The 15041-nt window shown below is 62.3% G+C and carries 15 protein-coding genes; 10 read left to right on the plus strand and 5 right to left on the minus strand.

Annotated elements, in window-relative coordinates; all coding sequences use genetic code 11:
* Positions 1-42: 42 nt before the first annotated feature.
* Genes ANI01nite_RS15450 through tmk form a run of 3 tightly spaced genes read right to left on the minus strand, consistent with a single transcriptional unit; the run spans position 43 to position 3406 of the window.
* A complete protein-coding gene (locus ANI01nite_RS15450) occupies positions 43-1578 on the minus strand; it encodes an alpha/beta hydrolase (RefSeq protein ID WP_255314573.1) in 1536 nt (511 codons plus the stop codon).
* A gap of 23 nt (positions 1579-1601) precedes the next feature.
* Positions 1602-2756, minus strand: coding sequence for a DNA polymerase III subunit delta' (locus ANI01nite_RS15455; protein ID WP_038993815.1), 1155 nt, complete (start codon positions 2754-2756; stop codon positions 1602-1604).
* On the minus strand, positions 2753-3406 hold the full coding sequence (gene tmk, locus ANI01nite_RS15460) for a dTMP kinase (protein WP_141359050.1): 654 nt from the start codon (positions 3404-3406) through the stop codon (positions 2753-2755). The genes ANI01nite_RS15455 and tmk overlap by 4 nt, the downstream gene beginning before the upstream one ends.
* Positions 3407-3553: 147 nt before the next feature.
* Here tmk and ANI01nite_RS15465 point away from each other — a divergent pair, with 147 nt between their 5' ends.
* From ANI01nite_RS15465 to ANI01nite_RS15480, 4 genes are all read left to right on the plus strand, one after another.
* Entirely contained in the window at positions 3554-4711 is a 1158-nt protein-coding gene (locus ANI01nite_RS15465) for a trans-sulfuration enzyme family protein (protein WP_141359052.1), read from the plus strand.
* 68 nt (positions 4712-4779) lie between these two features.
* Entirely contained in the window at positions 4780-5097 is a 318-nt protein-coding gene (locus ANI01nite_RS15470) for a DUF2516 family protein (protein ID WP_038993817.1), read from the plus strand.
* Positions 5098-5227: 130 nt separating this feature from the next.
* Entirely contained in the window at positions 5228-5974 is a 747-nt protein-coding gene (locus ANI01nite_RS15475; protein WP_141359054.1) for a phosphoglyceromutase, read from the plus strand.
* 197 nt (positions 5975-6171) lie between these two features.
* The gene (locus tag ANI01nite_RS15480; protein ID WP_038993831.1) at positions 6172-6474 is read left to right on the plus strand and encodes a DUF4193 domain-containing protein; all 303 of its coding nucleotides are present in this window, start codon (positions 6172-6174) and stop codon (positions 6472-6474) included.
* 281 nt (positions 6475-6755) lie between these two features.
* Here the strand turns inward: ANI01nite_RS15480 and phoU are convergent, their stop codons facing one another.
* Entirely contained in the window at positions 6756-7409 is a 654-nt protein-coding gene (gene phoU / locus ANI01nite_RS15485) for a phosphate signaling complex protein PhoU (protein WP_038993819.1), read from the minus strand.
* A 227-nt stretch (positions 7410-7636) separates the two neighbouring features.
* Between phoU and ANI01nite_RS15490 the strand changes: the two genes are divergently transcribed.
* Positions 7637-8851 (plus strand): sensor histidine kinase, encoded by a 1215-nt coding sequence (locus ANI01nite_RS15490; RefSeq protein WP_038993820.1) that lies wholly within the window; start codon positions 7637-7639, stop codon positions 8849-8851.
* Positions 8848-9528 (plus strand): response regulator, encoded by a 681-nt coding sequence (locus tag ANI01nite_RS15495; RefSeq protein ID WP_038993821.1) that lies wholly within the window; start codon positions 8848-8850, stop codon positions 9526-9528. The genes ANI01nite_RS15490 and ANI01nite_RS15495 overlap by 4 nt, the downstream gene beginning before the upstream one ends.
* 80 nt (positions 9529-9608) lie before the next feature.
* On the opposite strand, the gene ANI01nite_RS15500 is transcribed toward ANI01nite_RS15495, so the two are convergent.
* A complete protein-coding gene (locus ANI01nite_RS15500) occupies positions 9609-10148 on the minus strand; it encodes a hypothetical protein (protein ID WP_038993822.1) in 540 nt (179 codons plus the stop codon).
* A gap of 354 nt (positions 10149-10502) precedes the next feature.
* On the opposite strand from ANI01nite_RS15500, the gene ANI01nite_RS15505 reads away from it, so the two are divergent.
* The 4 genes from ANI01nite_RS15505 to rlmB all read left to right on the plus strand — a co-directional run bounded on the left by ANI01nite_RS15505 (position 10503) and on the right by rlmB (position 14871).
* Entirely contained in the window at positions 10503-10988 is a 486-nt protein-coding gene (locus tag ANI01nite_RS15505; RefSeq protein ID WP_038993823.1) for a CarD family transcriptional regulator, read from the plus strand.
* 77 nt (positions 10989-11065) lie between these two features.
* The gene (gene ispD, locus ANI01nite_RS15510) at positions 11066-12334 is read left to right on the plus strand and encodes a 2-C-methyl-D-erythritol 4-phosphate cytidylyltransferase (RefSeq protein ID WP_084084165.1); all 1269 of its coding nucleotides are present in this window, start codon (positions 11066-11068) and stop codon (positions 12332-12334) included.
* 86 nt (positions 12335-12420) lie between these two features.
* Positions 12421-13872 carry a cysteine--tRNA ligase gene (cysS, locus tag ANI01nite_RS15515; RefSeq protein WP_141359056.1) on the plus strand — a complete coding sequence of 484 codons (1452 nt, stop codon included), beginning with the start codon at positions 12421-12423 and terminating at the stop codon, positions 13870-13872.
* A 51-nt stretch (positions 13873-13923) separates the two neighbouring features.
* Positions 13924-14871: a 23S rRNA (guanosine(2251)-2'-O)-methyltransferase RlmB gene (rlmB, locus tag ANI01nite_RS15520; RefSeq protein WP_141359058.1), complete on the plus strand. Its 948-nt coding sequence runs from the start codon at positions 13924-13926 to the stop codon at positions 14869-14871.
* Positions 14872-15041 lie beyond the last annotated feature (170 nt).

A 15041-nucleotide genomic window follows, 5' to 3' on the forward strand; every position in this document is an offset into this window, starting at 1 on the left:
ATTGTCTGAACGTCAAAACGGCGATGACATCATCAGGCCCAATCAGCAGCGGGTGCCGGCTTCGGGGACTTTGCCGTGGATCAGGTACTCATCCACCGCCTTGGTAATGCACTCGTTGGAACGCCCATAGGCGGTGTGGCCATGGCCTTCATAGGTCAGCAGGGTCGCGTTATCCAGCTGCTTGGCCAGGGCCTCGGACCACTTATATGGGGTGGCTGGATCACCGACGGTGCCAATGACGAGGATCTCATTCGAGCCTTTCGCGTCGAGCACCTCAGGCTTGCCAGTGGATTCGAAGTCCAGGGCCTCGCAGGCGATGCCGCTGTAGGCCAGATACTTGCCCAAGGTCGGAGCCGCACGCATTAGCTCGGTCGCTTCGGCCTGCATGGCTTCTTGGCTGCTGTCCGTTGGACGATCCAGGCAATCAATGGCTACGTAGGCGTCGCTCGAATTCGAAGCATAGGTGCCGTCGCTCTGGCGGTCTGCCGAGAGATCCGCCAAGCTGAGGATGATGTCTACATTCCCTTCGTTGACCGCGGCGTTCATGGCGTCGGTCAAATAGGACCAGCTGGCATCATCGTAGAGCGGCAAAATGAAGCCGTTGACGAAGTCGATGATCGGAACGACGCGCCCATCGCTGGCGGTCATCGGCTCGTTCTCCACCTGCGCAAAGAACTGCTGCAGCTGCACCTTGGCCTCTTCAACAGTTCCAGTGAAAGGGCAATTGCCGCTTTCAAGGCAACTGGCGAGCCACGCGTCGATTTCCTTCTCGAACCCCACAGCCTGGGCCAAGGTCACTTCGGCAGCTGGCAACGAAGGATCCATAGCTCCGTCCAGCACGAAACGCCCCACATTCTGCGGGAACAGATCAGCATAGGTGGCGCCTAGGAATGTCCCGTAGGAGACACCGAGGTAGTCCAGCTGCGCATCACCGAGCACAGCACGGATCACGTCCATGTCCCTGGCAGCCGATTCGGTATCGACATGATCCAGCAGCTCGCCGGTATTGGACGCGCAGTCAGCCGCGTAGTCCTCGGCGCTCTCGATGATCTCGTGCTGGTCCTCGGGAACCCACGCCCGCAGGTTTTCCTGGCGCCCCTTATCGGTTTCGGCAGCGCTTTGGCACGTGATCGGGGAGCTTTCGCCCACCCCTCGCGGGTCGAAGCCGATGACGTTGTAGGCCCGCTGCAGGTCATCGCTGAACATGCTCGGCACGGTGGAGGACACCATGTCCAGTCCAGAACCGCCAGGGCCACCGGGGTTGACCAGGATATTGCGCGTCGCCCCGTCCACGGCGCGGCGGTTCAGGGCCAGCTCGATGCTCTCGCCTTCGGGATTGTCGTAATCCATCGGAACCTGGATGGTGGCGCATTCGATGACGCTGCCGCACTTTTCCCAGTCGAGGCTTTGGGTATAGAAGGATTCCAATCCTTCGGGCGCACTGGTGTTCGGCGCGGGCTGCGGGGCATTCGATGCGCTGGATGGCGAATCCGCTGTGGGGGAAGAGCAGCCTGCCAGGCCCAAAGCCATGGCAGTCCCTACTGCGGCCAAGCGCTTCATCGGTGAGCGTGCAGGCACTGTTCGTGTCTCCTTGGGATGGGTTAGCGGCGTCCGGGCTGTGGCAGCAGACGGGTCATGAGCGCTTCCAGCGCCATGAGCTGGTTGACGTTGGCGGCCAGGCGGCCACGGGTTTCATTGATGGCATCAAGCTGGGCCAAGGACTTCTCGCTGGACTGTTCCGCAGCGAACCGCTCCAGCTTCTCGCGCAGGTGCTCGTTGATCAGCTCGGTACCGGTTTTCAGCTGGATGCTCAAGACATCGCGGAAGAAGGTGGTCAGGTCCGTCAGCGTCCGGTCCAGGGCATCGAACGCAGCACGCCGGGCAAATCGCTTGGCATCATCCTCCAGCGCCTTGAACTGCCCGCGCAATCCAGGCGGGATGGTTTCTTCCGGACCCAAACCATTGGCATGGCGCAGCTGGGCAATCTTGTTCTGCAGGTCGGTGCCGGTGATGTTTTCGGCACGCTCGCTGGCCAGCTTGGAGATTTCTGCGGCCGCCGCCATCGCCTGCGGCAAGGTCGTGGTGCGCAGCGGCAGCGTAACGACTTTCTCGCGCTGGATTCGTGCCTGCTCGTCACGGGCCAACAAGCGGGCTACACCGATATGCGACTGCGAAACCCGGGCAGCGAACAACGCTTGATCCGGTTCCAGCCCATCGCGGCGCACCAGGAGATCTGCAACGTCCTGGGTGGAAGGCACGGAGAGGTTTACCGCGCGGCAACGCGACCGGATGGTCACCAGCACATCGGCGGGAGACGGGGCGCTGAGGATCCAGATCATCTTGGCCGGAGGCTCTTCGATGGCCTTGAGCAGCACGTTGGTGCTGCGCTCGGACATGCGGTCTGCATCTTCGATGATGATGATGCGCCAGCGGCCGGTGCCAGCGCTTTCCTGCGCACGGGTAATCAGGTGGCGGACATCGGCAATCTGGTACTCGAACTTGTCGGTGGAAACGAAGGACACATCAGGGTGCTCCGAATTCATCACCATTTTGCAATTGGCGCACTCGCCGCAGCCGGCCGGAGTCTGGGTGCACTGCAATGCCGCCGCGAAAGCACGCGCCGCGGTGGTGCGGCCCGAACCCGGGGGGCCGGTTACCAGCCAGGCATGGGTGGGGTTGCCGCGATCAACCTCGGCGGTCAACGTGTCAATGACGCGTTCCTGCCCGGCGAGGTCCGCGAAGACCGGCCGGGTCACAGCAGGCCTGCCAGATGCTGCACAACCGATTGGTGCAGCTGCTCCACGCTGGCGGTGGCATCCAGGACCAGGTAGCGCTGCGGCTCACGGGCAGCCAAATCGAGGAAGGCGTTGCGGATGCGTTCATGAAAATCATCCGGCTCGGATTCCAAGCGATCCGACTGCTCCACCCCGCCGCTGGCCGCAATGCGCCGGGCGCGCCCTTGCTCGGCGGAGATGTCGAGGATGATGGTGGCATCCGGCTTCAAACCGCCGGTTGCGAAGTCGTTGATTGATGCGACGGCATCAATTCCGAGTTCGCGGCCCATGCCCTGGTAGGCCAGCGAGGAATCGACGAACCGGTCGCAGATGATGTGGGTTCCAGCCTCCAGCGCGGGGGAGATGACTTGTTGGACATGGGCGGCACGCGCGGCCGAGTAGATCAGCGCCTCGGTACGCACATCGATGTCGCCGTGGCCGTGGTCGAGCACCAGGGAACGAAGCTCTTCACTGATCTGGGTTCCACCTGGTTCGCGGGTCGTAGCGACCTTGGCTCCACGGGATTCAAGCCACTGCTTGGCCAGCGCGACCTGCGTGGACTTTCCGGCGCCGTCGCCGCCTTCGAAAACGATGAACAAGCCACGGGTTGGGGAACTCGATTCTCTACTCACCCCACTAGCCTATCCAAGGACATTTAAAGATGTGCACTGCAACGGCTGGTTGGGCGTTGAAAATACGCCCAGTGTGGTGGATCAGTCACATGAAATGTAGTGAAATCCACCGGCTGGCAGTGTCCGGGGAAGCGTAGAGTTTTTTCCATGAAACCCCGCACCTCAGAACCAGGCTCCAACCCGGCATGGGACCCGAAGACATTGCTCGTAGCCGGAGGGCGGCCCGCCCATGGCTTCGACGCTCCAGTCAACCACCCGGTCACCTTCACCTCGACCTACCATTCCAAGGGCCAGGCGGCGCCCGGCGAACGCGTCTACGCGCGGTTCTCCAACCCCACCTGGGATCCCTTCGAAGAAGTGCTGGGCCAGCTCGAAGCGGCAGCACTTCCCGCATTGGTCTTCTCCTCCGGCATGGCAGCGATTGCCGCGGCGTTGAGCCTCGTGCCTGAGGCCGGCGTACTGGTGATGCCACGGCATTCCTATAACGGTTCGCTGGCGCTGAGCTCGGAACTGCAAGACGCTGGCCGGCTGAGCATCCGCCCGGTGGACATTGCCAACACCGAAGAAGTGCTCGCCGCATTGGATGGAGCCGATGCGCTCTGGGTGGAGTCGCCGACCAACCCGATGCTGGAAGTTGCAGACCTGCCGGCACTGCTGGCCGGCGCGAAAGCGAAGAACGTGCTGAGCATCGTGGATAACACTTTTGCCACCCCGCTGCTGCAGCAGCCGCTGGTCCACGGCGCCGACCTTGTCGTGCACTCGGTGACCAAGTACCTCTCGGGCCACTCGGATGTGATCATGGGCGCGCTGGTCACCAGCGACGAACAGCTGCACAGCCGACTGCACGGATACCGGACCTTGCATGGCGCGATCGCCGGACCGATGGATACCTTCCTCGCCCTGCGCGGGGTGCGCACCATGGCCGTACGCCTTGAACGCTCGCAGTCGAACAGCCAGCTGCTGGCCGAACGGCTGGCGGCGCATCCCAAGGTGCAGGCAGTGCGCTACCCGGGATTGGCCAATGACCCGGGCCACGCGCGCGCTGCCGAACTCATGGGCGGGTTCGGTTCGGTGATCGCCTTCGAAGCGGGCGGCTCTGCCGAAGAAGCCGACCGGATGCTGGATGCATTCACGCTCATCACCGGTGCCACCTCGCTGGGAGGAGTGGAGTCCCTGGCCGAGCGGCGGGCACGCCACGCTTCCGAACCGGCCAGCGTCCCTGCCAGCCTGATCCGCCTGTCGGTAGGCATTGAAGAAGTGGAAGACCTCTGGGCAGATCTGAAGCAGGCCCTGGACCGGCTCTGATACCGCGGGGCCAATTTCCGCGCGTGGCACAGTGCCCATCGAATGCGTCGCAAAGGTAGAGTGAAGGCATGAACATGATGCACGTAGCCCGACTGATCGAGTACTACATGATGATCGCCCTGAGCGTTGTCATCGTGGCGCTCGCCGTTTGGGCGCTGGTTGATTGCCTGCGCCATGGCGCGGATCGCTTCGCCCAGGAAGGCAAGCGCACCAAGGGCTTCTGGCTCGGTCTGACAGTGGCCAGCACCGCTGTAGCCTTGCTGGGCATGCTTGGACAGGGCGGAATCGGCTTCCTGCAGCTAATTGGCGCCTGCATCGCCTGCGTGTACCTTGCGGACGTCAAGCCTGCCGTGAGCGGCAAGGGCGGCGGCTGGTACAACTACTAGGCCGCGCCAAGGCACCCAAGTTTTCACGAAGACCTGCATCCGCTTGATGGCGGAGCGCAGGTCTTCGCATTTTAACCACGGGCCTTAACTTTCGCGCGAGTGGGCTTGCGCATTGGTTAGGATAGATTCCATGAGCCACACTTTGATTTTGCTTCGCCACGGACAGAGCGAATGGAACGAAAAGAACCTGTTCACCGGTTGGTACGATGTCTCGCTCACCGAGAAGGGCCGTGCTGAAGCAGCCCGCGGCGGCCAGTTGCTGGCCGAAGCAGGCTACAAGCCGGAGGTGCTGCACACCTCCTTGCTGACCCGCGCAATTGTCACCGCCAACCTGGCTCTGGAAGCCGCTGGCCGTTCCTGGATTCCGGTGAACCGCGACTGGCGCCTGAATGAACGCCACTACGGTGCGCTGCAGGGCAAGGACAAGGCACAGACCTTGGCCGAATTCGGCGAAGAGCAGTTCATGGAATGGCGCCGCAGCTACGACACCCCGCCACCAGCACTGGACGACTCCTCGGAATTCAGCCAGATCAATGATGAGCGCTATGCGGCGCTGGGCGACTCCGCCCCGCGTACCGAGTGCCTCAAGGACGTGCTGGAGCGCATGCTGCCGTACTGGGAGAACAACATCAAGGCCGATCTGTCGGCAGGCAAGACCGTCATGGTCACCGCCCACGGCAACTCCCTTCGCGCACTGGTCAAGCACCTGGACGGCATCAGCGATGAAGACATTGCCGGCCTGAACATCCCGACCGGCATCCCGCTGGTCTATGAACTGGATGACAACTTCCGGCCAATCACCACGGGCGGAACCTACCTGGATCCAGAGGCCGCGGCCGACGCCATCAAGGCCGTCGCCAACCAAGGTCGCAAGTAGGACACGCTTTTCGGCGGTTTCGCAATGACCGGCCATGGGCCGGTGATCGCGAAGCCGCCGTCTGCTTATTAATGCGGGGATAACGCCAGGCATCCGGCTGTGAGCGAAACAACTGCGCACGATTGTATTTTTGGCATTAGTATGCTGTAATCTCCTATTTCGAATAGGCTCAATGGCTCACGTTAGGAATGCAATTCGTGGCAACTGATTACGATGAAGTCCGCCCAGACGTTGCTGAGGCACGTAAGGCTTCTCTGGATGCGGTGAAGTCCGCAAACGCACCGGACGCCAAGTCGGTGGTGCGCGAGCTCGACGAGACTGATCACACCGATGGCATGGATCTGCCAGGCGCGGATCTCTCCAACGAGGAATTGACCGTTACGGTCATTCCACAGAAAGACGACGAGTTCATTTGCGGCTCGTGCTTCTTGATCCGCCACCGTTCGCAGCTGGTGCGCGAAGAAGGCAACGTAGGCTTCTGCGTCGAGTGCGAAGGCTAGAAACCCGCTAGACGCTGGCGCCATTCGTGCGCCGAGAACGGGCAGAGGGCAGCCCACCGATCGGTGGGCAGCCCTCTGCCCGTTTAACGAGCTGGAATCCTTGGCTGGGCCAGCTTCCTCATCGGGGCCCAACAAGGACGCACAGCGTGCTCTCTGGAGCGCCCAGCCGGAAGTCCCATGCCCCGTCCAAGCAAAATTGAAGAACAAAAAAGGCGCCTGCCATCCGTTGGTACCGGATGGCAGGCGCCATGGCTATGCAATCGAGCCGATGCTCCGAGAAGCTAGATTTCGGTTGGATCCCATTCGCCGGTCACCAGGTAGGTGACCTTGCGGGCTACGGACACGCCGTGATCGCCGAAGCGCTCAAGGTAGCGGCTGGTCAGCGACACATCCACGGTGGTTGGCGCGTTGGCGTCCCAGTCCTCGGCCGCGACCTGGGTGAAGACGCTGGAGTGCAAACGATCCAGCTCGTGGTTCAGTTCGATGATTTCGGTGGCGATCTTCAGATCGCGGGTGTCCAGCAGGCGCGCGACCGCCTTGGCGATGTCGATATCGATCTTTGCCATCTGGGCAAAGGTGTCGGAAATCTTGGCCGGGATCGCCGGGTTGGGGAACCGCAGACGAGTCAGCTGCGCCAGGTGGCGGGCCAAATCGCCCATGCGCTCGAGCGACGCGCTCATGCGCAGCGAACCGACAATCATGCGCAGGTCGCTGGCTACCGGCCCCTGCAGGGCCAAGGTGTCGATGGCCCGTTCGTCGAGCTGGTTCTGCAGGAAGTCGATCTTCGCGTCCGCCGCAATGACTTCCTGTGCCAGATCGACGTCCACGTTGGCTAGCGATTCCCAAGCGCGGTCCATTGCGGTTGCTACCTGGTTGGCCATCTCAATGAGTTCTTCGCCAATTTGCTGCAGGTCTGCCTGAAATACCTTACGCACAGCAGTTCCTTTCGAGTGTCGGTATCCATGCCGGATGGTGGACTGCCGTGGCAGCCACCCGCCACGAGACAGTTTTGTGGCATGGTGGAGGGTCTTGCTCCAGCTTGTCAGCGGGTGATTAACGAATATGCCACGAAAGGTGAACGTTTGGTGAACAGCGCGCCGAAATCGACTAAAACACGTCATTTAGGGCTGGAGCCGCCCACAGGTGAAGCTAGTCTAAAGATGTGAACGAAGTGATCTCGACTCTTATAGCCGGCGTCCTCGGCCTGGCTCTGGGGATCGTTGGCGTCATCGCCTTCCGGCTCTCCCAGGCCCGCTCTTCGAAGCTGCCGCAAGTCGACGAGCCAGTGCTCCCCGAGGGGGCGGCCGCCGTCCTGTCGGTCATCGGGCGAGCCTTCGTGATCCTCGATGACGTTGACGGAGTGGTCCGGGCCAACCCTGCCTCCTATGCCTACGGGCTGGTGCGCGGGCACACGCTGGTCCACAACGAACTGCTCTCGCTGGTGCGCCAGGTGCGCGCCGATGGCGTGATTGCCGAAAGCCAGTACGAGCTGCAGCGCTCCACGCTCGGTGCCGGGCAGCTGATTGTCCACGTGCGCGTCGCTCCGCTGGGAGACGAATACATCCTCCTGCTGGCCGACGACCGCACCGAAATCACCCGTACCGAAGCGATGCGCAATGACTTCGTGGCCAACGTATCCCACGAGCTGAAAACGCCGGTCGGCGCCATCGGGCTGCTGGCCGAAGCCATCACCGAAGCCGCCGACGACCCGAAGGCGGTACGCCGCTTCTCCACCCGGATGGACAAGGAATCGCGGCGCCTGGCGGCCCTGGTGCAGGACATCATCGAGCTCTCCCGGCTGCAGGCATCCGACGCGATCGTGCAGGGCCAGGAAGTGAATATCGACAGCGTCGTGGCAGAAGCCGTGGACCGCAGCCACCTGATTGCCGAGGAAAAGGGCATCACCATTACCGTGGGCGGCCATCTCGAAGAGCCGATCCTGGGCGATGCGGACCTGCTGATGACCGCTATCCGCAACCTGATCGACAATGCCATCCGCTATTCGCCGGAGCACACCACGGTCGGCGTGGGGATCCGCCAGCGCGATGGCTACGCCCAGATTTCGGTGACCGACCAGGGACCGGGCATCTCGCCCGAGGAGCAGGAGCGCGTGTTCGAGCGCTTCTACCGCGTGGACTCCGCACGCTCGCGGCAGACCGGCGGCACCGGGCTGGGCCTGAGCATCGTCAAGCACGTGCTGGCCAACCACGGCGGCGAAGTGTCCCTGTGGTCGCAGCCCGGCCACGGATCAACATTTACCCTAAGACTTCCCCTAGCGGACGAAGAACCGGCGACCAGCAATGCGCTTGCCGGCCAGACGATGAAGGAACGAACGATCGAGGCGAGTGCGTCCGATCGTGAAGGAGGACGCCGATGACCCGCATATTGATCGTTGAGGACGAGGAGTCGCTCTCAGACCCGCTGTCCTTCCTGCTCGAACGCGAAGGCTTCGAAGTCCGGATCGCCGACGACGGCCTGAAGGCAGTCACCGAGTTCGAACGCCACGGCGCAGACCTGGTGCTGCTGGACCTGATGCTTCCGGGCCAGCCGGGCACCGAGGTGATCCGCCAGATCCGCCTGAACAGCCAGGTCCCGGTCATCATGCTCACGGCGAAGGACTCGGAGATCGACAAGGTGGTGGGCCTGGAACTCGGTGCGGACGACTACGTCACCAAGCCGTATTCCTCCCGCGAACTGCTGGCCCGCATCCGCGCCGTGCTGCGACGCCAGGGCGAAGGCGAGGAGCTGATCAGCAACGTGGTCACTGCCGGTCCGGTGCGCATGGACGTCGAACGCCATGTGGTTTCGGTCGACAACACCGAGGTGTCCATGCCGCTGAAGGAATTCGAACTGCTGGAAATGCTGCTGCGCAATGCCGGCCGCGTGCTCACCCGCGGACAGCTGATCGACCGCGTCTGGGGCAGCGACTATGTGGGCGACACCAAGACCCTGGATGTGCACGTCAAGCGCCTGCGTTCCAAGATCGAGGTTGACCCGGCAGTCCCCGAACGCCTGGTGACCGTGCGCGGACTGGGTTACAAGTTCGTGGTCTAAGGCCAAATAGACCGGATACGGCAGCAGCCCCGGACAGAATCACTGATTCTGTCCGGGGCTGCTGTTTCGGCTTGCGGAGCCTAGTGGCCCGAAGTCGAGTGGGTCTCTTCCGGAGTCAGGTGCTCGGTGACCGACTCATCGGCACCGCCCGGTACGAAGTCGCGGTATTCGGCCAGGGTGCCATCGACTACTGGAACGCTGAATTCCACGTTCTCGCCGGCAACGGTGAAGACCGAAGGTGCGTGCTGGCCAGCAGGGATGCCCAAGTTCTTGATGATCTGCTCGTTCTTGTCATCTTCAAGCTTGATAGTGCCATCGGCAGGAACCTGGATGGAGACAGGTGCAGTGTTCTCGGCCTTGACCGACAGGGTCAGCGCGGAATCGCCGGCGTTGATTACGGAGCCGATCAGGCGGGCTTCAGTGTCGTCGCTGTTGGTGACGAACATCAGGTTGCGGACCTTGGCGTCTGCGACATCGACGTTGACGCCATCGCTGGCGGCGTAGTCCATGTTGGTGGCCTGCTCGTTGATGGCGCCACAGCTGGTGACACCGAATGCCAGGGCAGCCACAGCGAGGGACGCGGCGATGCGACGTCCAGCGGTCATGCGTGCGGTGATCACGACACTAACTCCTCGGTGAGAATAATGAGTTGCTTCGGGTTCGTGGCCGGTTGAATCGGCTGCACCTGGGGCAGGGGCAGCTGCGAAAAGGACCACGATTACCTCTAAGCCTAGCTGTTTTTCACGCAAAGACGCGATTTAGCGACGTGCAACACACGCTTTTCGACAAGTTGTAGACAACCGTCGCTGGGAAAGGGGGTGGTGTGCAATCGACTGCCTTATCTTCTTCATAGCATGTTTCTCTTGCAAGTGGAAGAGGCAATTCCGCATGAATTCGCGGTTATATGGGGCACAGTCGCAAGGCCATGAATAGCAAACATGGTAGACTAGAACGTGGGAAAGGGGTTTATCCACATGGTTTTTGAGGTTGGCGAGACTGTTGTCTACCCGCACCACGGTGCCGCAATGATCGAAGAGATCAAGATGCGCAAGATCAAGGGCGAAGAGAAAATGTATCTCAAGCTCAAGGTGGCTCAGGGCGACCTGACCATTGAGGTTCCAGCCGAGAACGTTGATCTTGTTGGCGTACGTGACGTGGTAGGTCAGGAAGGCTTGGACCATGTGTTCGATGTCCTTCGTGCTGAATTTACCGAAGAGCCGACCAACTGGTCGCGCCGCTACAAGGCAAATGTCGAGAAGCTCGCTTCCGGCGATGTCATCAAGGTTGCAGAAGTAGTTCGCGACCTGTGGCGCCGAGAAAACGACCGTGGTCTGTCGGCAGGCGAAAAGCGCATGCTGGCCAAGGCTCGCCAGGTATTGATCAGTGAATTGGCCTTGGCCAAGGATCTGGACGAGGCCAAGGCGGAAGGCCTCTTGGACGAGGTTCTGGCTTCGGCCTAACCCAGTTCCGGTAACGCATCGCCGTGAAACGCTCCCAAGCGTTTCACGGCTTTTGGCGTTAAAGCAGCCGAATCAGGATGACGAGGCACGATAAGCTGGGCGCTGTGAAGCAAAGCGAAGCGCAAAATTCAAGCCTGATCCTGGTTGCGGCCGGTATGGGAACCCGTCTTGGCGCAGGAATTCCCAAGGCGATGGTTCAGGTGGCCGGGAAGTCCCTGGCAGAACATGCAGTGGACCGGATCCTCGGGATTGGGCAGATCACCGAAATCATTGTGGTGACCCCGCCGAAGGACGAGCGCCTGGCCGCAGCCATGGCCCAGTACGGGGAACGGGTCCGTACCGTGCCCGGTGGTGCAAGCCGCGCCGCGTCGGTTCGCGCCGGACTGGCCGTCGCCAGTTCAGAGGCCGCGAATATCCTGGTCCATGACGCAGCCCGCGCTTTCGCCCCGGCCGAGCTGCATGAAAGGGTGCTGCACGCCCTGGCCGATGAGCAGTGCAGCGCGGTGATTCCGGCATTGGACGTCACCGACACCATCTGCGTGGTCCAGCCCGATGCCTCCGGCGAGCACGAGATCATCAAGGAAACCCCGGCGCGTTCCACCCTGCGCGCGGTGCAGACCCCGCAGGGCTTTGACGCGGCGCTGCTGCGCGCGGCGCACGCCCGGCTGGATTCCTGCACCGAAGCCGAACTGGAGCTGGTCACCGATGACGCGTCGATCGTGCGGGCTTTCGGCGCCGAAGTCCAGGTGCTGCCCGGATCGCAGCAAGCACTGAAGGTCACCTACCCCGAAGACCTCGACGCCGCCGGCAAGCTCGCGGCAAGCCACCTGGCCAGCAACCCCAGTGCAAAGGAAGAAGCCATGATCCTGCCACGAGTCGGCAACGGCATTGATGTCCACGCGGTCAGCGACGACCCGGCCCGCGAAATGTGGCTGGCAGGACTGCACTTCCCGGACGACATCGGGCTGTCCGGCCACTCCGACGGCGACGCGGTAGCGCACGCTGCCTGCGATGCGCTGTTCTCCGCAGCGGGCATAGGCGATCTGGGCACGCACTTCGGGGTGGACCGCCCGGAATTCGCCGGGGCCAGCGGTGTGAGCCTGATTGCAGAAGCCGCCCGCCTGGTGCGCGAGGCAGGATTCGAGATCGGCAATGTCTCGGTGCAGTTCGTCGGCCGCCGCCCGCGCTTCGCCGCGCGCCGCGAAGAGGCCAACGCGGTGCTGAGCGCGGCGATCGGCGCCCCAGTCAGCGTCATTGCGACTACCAGCGACGGACTGGGGTACGAGGGGGAGGGCAAGGGCGTGACCGCCTATGCCACCGCACTGGTCTATCCGGTTTCGCACTAGGCCCGTCGGCGCTGCCGCGGGCTTAGCTCATCGAGAGCGTCACAAGTGAAGCACAAAGGGTGCATCCATCGGATAACCTTAAAGGCGTGAGCCTGCGATTCTATGACACCAAAACAGCATCCGTACGCGACTTCCAGCCATTGGCGGAAGGCGAAGTCAAGCTGTACTACTGCGGCGCCACCGTGCAGGGCATGCCGCACGTGGGCCATGTTCGCAGTGCCATCGTCTTCGACATCCTGGTGCGCTGGCTCGAATACCGGGGCTTGGCCGTCACCACCGTCCGCAACGTCACGGACATCGATGACAAGATCCTGGAAAAGTCGGCGAAGTCCTTCGCCGCGGACTTCGAAGCCGATGCCCATTACAAGCCGCGCGAAGAATGGTTCGCCCTGGCGTACCGCTTCGAGCAGGAATTCTCGCTTGCCTACGAGGCGCTAGGCGTGCGCCGGCCGACCTATGAGCCGCGCGCGACCGGGCACATCACCGAAATGCATGAGCTGATCGAGCAGCTCATCGACCGAGGCCACGCCTACCCGGCAGCCGACAGCTCTGGTGATGTCTACTTCGATGTGCGCTCCTATGAGCAGTACGGTGCATTGACCCGCCAGAAGGTCGACGACATGCAGGATGCCCCGGATTCGGATCCGCGCGGCAAGAGGGACCCACGCGACTTCGCGCTCTGGAAGGGGCACAAGGATACCGATCCGCTGACCGCGTCCTGGCCCAGCCCCTGGGGACGCGGCCGCCCGGGCTGGCACCTCGAGTGCTCGGCGATGGCCGGCAAATACCTGGGCAGCGCATTCGACATCCACGGCGGCGGACTGGATCTGCGCTTCCCGCACCACGAGAACGAGATGGCCCAGTCCAATGCTGCAGGCCACGGCTTCGCCAACTACTGGATGCACAACGGCATGGTCACCTACGAGGGTGAGAAGATGTCCAAGTCCATCGGCAACACCATCTCTCCGGAGGAAATGCTAGCGCTGGCCGATGCCCGCGTGGTGCGCTACTTCCTGGGCCAGGCGCACTACCGTTCGATGCTCGACTACCGCCCGGACTCGCTGACCGAGGCCGGGGCAGCGGTGGAACGCGTGGATACCTTCATCTCCAATGCGCGCTACCGCATGGGTGCCGCCGCCGAGGCGATCGCAGCCACCGCGGTGCCGGAAGCCTTCGGCACCGCGATGGATGATGACCTGAACGTTCCCATGGCCCTGGCTGCACTGCATGAAACCGTGCGGCTGGGCAACGCTTCCCTGGACCAGCGTGATGACGCTGCCGCCGCCAAGGCCCTGGGCCAGGTCCTGGCCATGACCCAGGTGCTGGGCCTGGATGATGCTGGCAGCAATGAAGGGTCGGATTCTTCCGCAGAGCACGAGGCCCTGGACCAGCTGATCCAGGCGCAGCTGGCCGAACGCGCCGAAGCGCGGGCAGCCAAGGACTGGGCGCGCTCCGATGCGATCCGCGATGCACTGGCATCCGCCGGGATTACCGTGGTGGATTCGGCCGATGGCGCCCGCTGGACCCTGGACTACTAGTCGCGAATCAGCGCGACGCCAACGAACTCAAAAACCAAAGGACAATTACCAATGAGCAAAAAGGGCCCAACCAAGGGTAGTGGTGGCAAGGGACGTCGATCCCTCGAGGGCAAGGGCCCGACCCCTAAGGCAGAGGACCGCCCGTACCACAAGGCGTACCGTGCCAAGCAGCTTTCCGAGCGCTCGGCTGCCAAGCGCAGCGCCGGCCGCCGTACCGAACGCATCAAGGTCAACGCCGAATTCGTCACCGGACGCAACTCCGTCGTCGAGGCACTGCGCGCCGGGATCCCTGCCAAGGCGCTGCATGTTGCCATCCGCATCGACGTCGATGACCGTGTCCGCGAATCCCTGAAGCTGGCTGCCGAGCATGGCATCCCGCTGATGGAGGCATCCAAGCCTGAGCTGGACCGCATGACCGATGACGCGATCCACCAGGGCCTGGCCCTGCAGATCCCGCCATACGAGTACAAGGACGCAGTCCAGCTGGCTACCAAGACCATCAAGGACTTCGACAAGGGCTACACCAAGACCCAGCCCCTGTTCCTGGCACTGGATGGCATCACCGACCCGCGTAACCTGGGCGCGATTGTCCGTTCGGCATCGGCCTTCGGCGCAGACGGCGTGATCATTCCAGAACGCCGCAGCGTCGGCATGACCGCCTCGGCATGGAAGACCAGCGCCGGTGCAGCGGTCCGCGTACCTGTTGCCAAGTGCAGCAACCTGACCAGCGCGCTGAAGGAAATCAAGGCTGCCGGCATCTTCGTGATCGGCCTCGACGCCGGTGGCGATATGCAGCTGCCGAACTTCGAATTGGCAACCGGCCCGCTGTGCATCGTGGTTGGTTCCGAGGGCAAGGGCCTGTCCCGTCTGGTTCGCGAAAACTGCGACGCCATCGTTTCGATTCCAATCAACTCGGCAATGGAATCGCTGAACGCTTCGATGGCTGTCGGCATCTCGCTCTACGAGGTATCGCGTTTGCGTGCCGAGAAGGCGAAGTAGCTTCCAAGCACCATAAGTGGACCATAACTTGCCAAGGCAAGTTATGGTCCACTGTCGTTAAGGTGATCCGCTTCATAACAACGAATTTCCGTTGTTTCAGCCGCTATTCATCTTGGAATGCTGAGGATCGGCATGATTCCGGGGGTTTTAGCCCGCAAGTTCTGGAAACA

Origin of the sequence: Glutamicibacter nicotianae, from assembly GCF_006539525.1 — a bacterium.
Taxonomy (GTDB): Bacteria; Actinomycetota; Actinomycetes; order Actinomycetales; family Micrococcaceae; genus Glutamicibacter; species Glutamicibacter nicotianae.

What these genes read in the sequence shown, in the direction of transcription:
- ANI01nite_RS15465 (WP_141359052.1), top strand. Translation starts at nt 3,554, where the DNA reads ATGAAACCCCGCACCTCAGAACCAGGCTCCAACCCGGCATGGGACCCG.
- ANI01nite_RS15470 (WP_038993817.1), top strand. Translation starts at nt 4,780, where the DNA reads ATGAACATGATGCACGTAGCCCGACTGATCGAGTACTACATGATGATC.
- ANI01nite_RS15475 (WP_141359054.1), top strand. Translation starts at nt 5,228, where the DNA reads ATGAGCCACACTTTGATTTTGCTTCGCCACGGACAGAGCGAATGGAAC.
- ANI01nite_RS15495 (WP_038993821.1), top strand. Translation starts at nt 8,848, where the DNA reads ATGACCCGCATATTGATCGTTGAGGACGAGGAGTCGCTCTCAGACCCG.
- ANI01nite_RS15505 (WP_038993823.1), top strand. Translation starts at nt 10,503, where the DNA reads ATGGTTTTTGAGGTTGGCGAGACTGTTGTCTACCCGCACCACGGTGCC.
- ispD (WP_084084165.1), top strand. Translation starts at nt 11,066, where the DNA reads ATGACGAGGCACGATAAGCTGGGCGCTGTGAAGCAAAGCGAAGCGCAA.
- rlmB (WP_141359058.1), top strand. Translation starts at nt 13,924, where the DNA reads ATGAGCAAAAAGGGCCCAACCAAGGGTAGTGGTGGCAAGGGACGTCGA.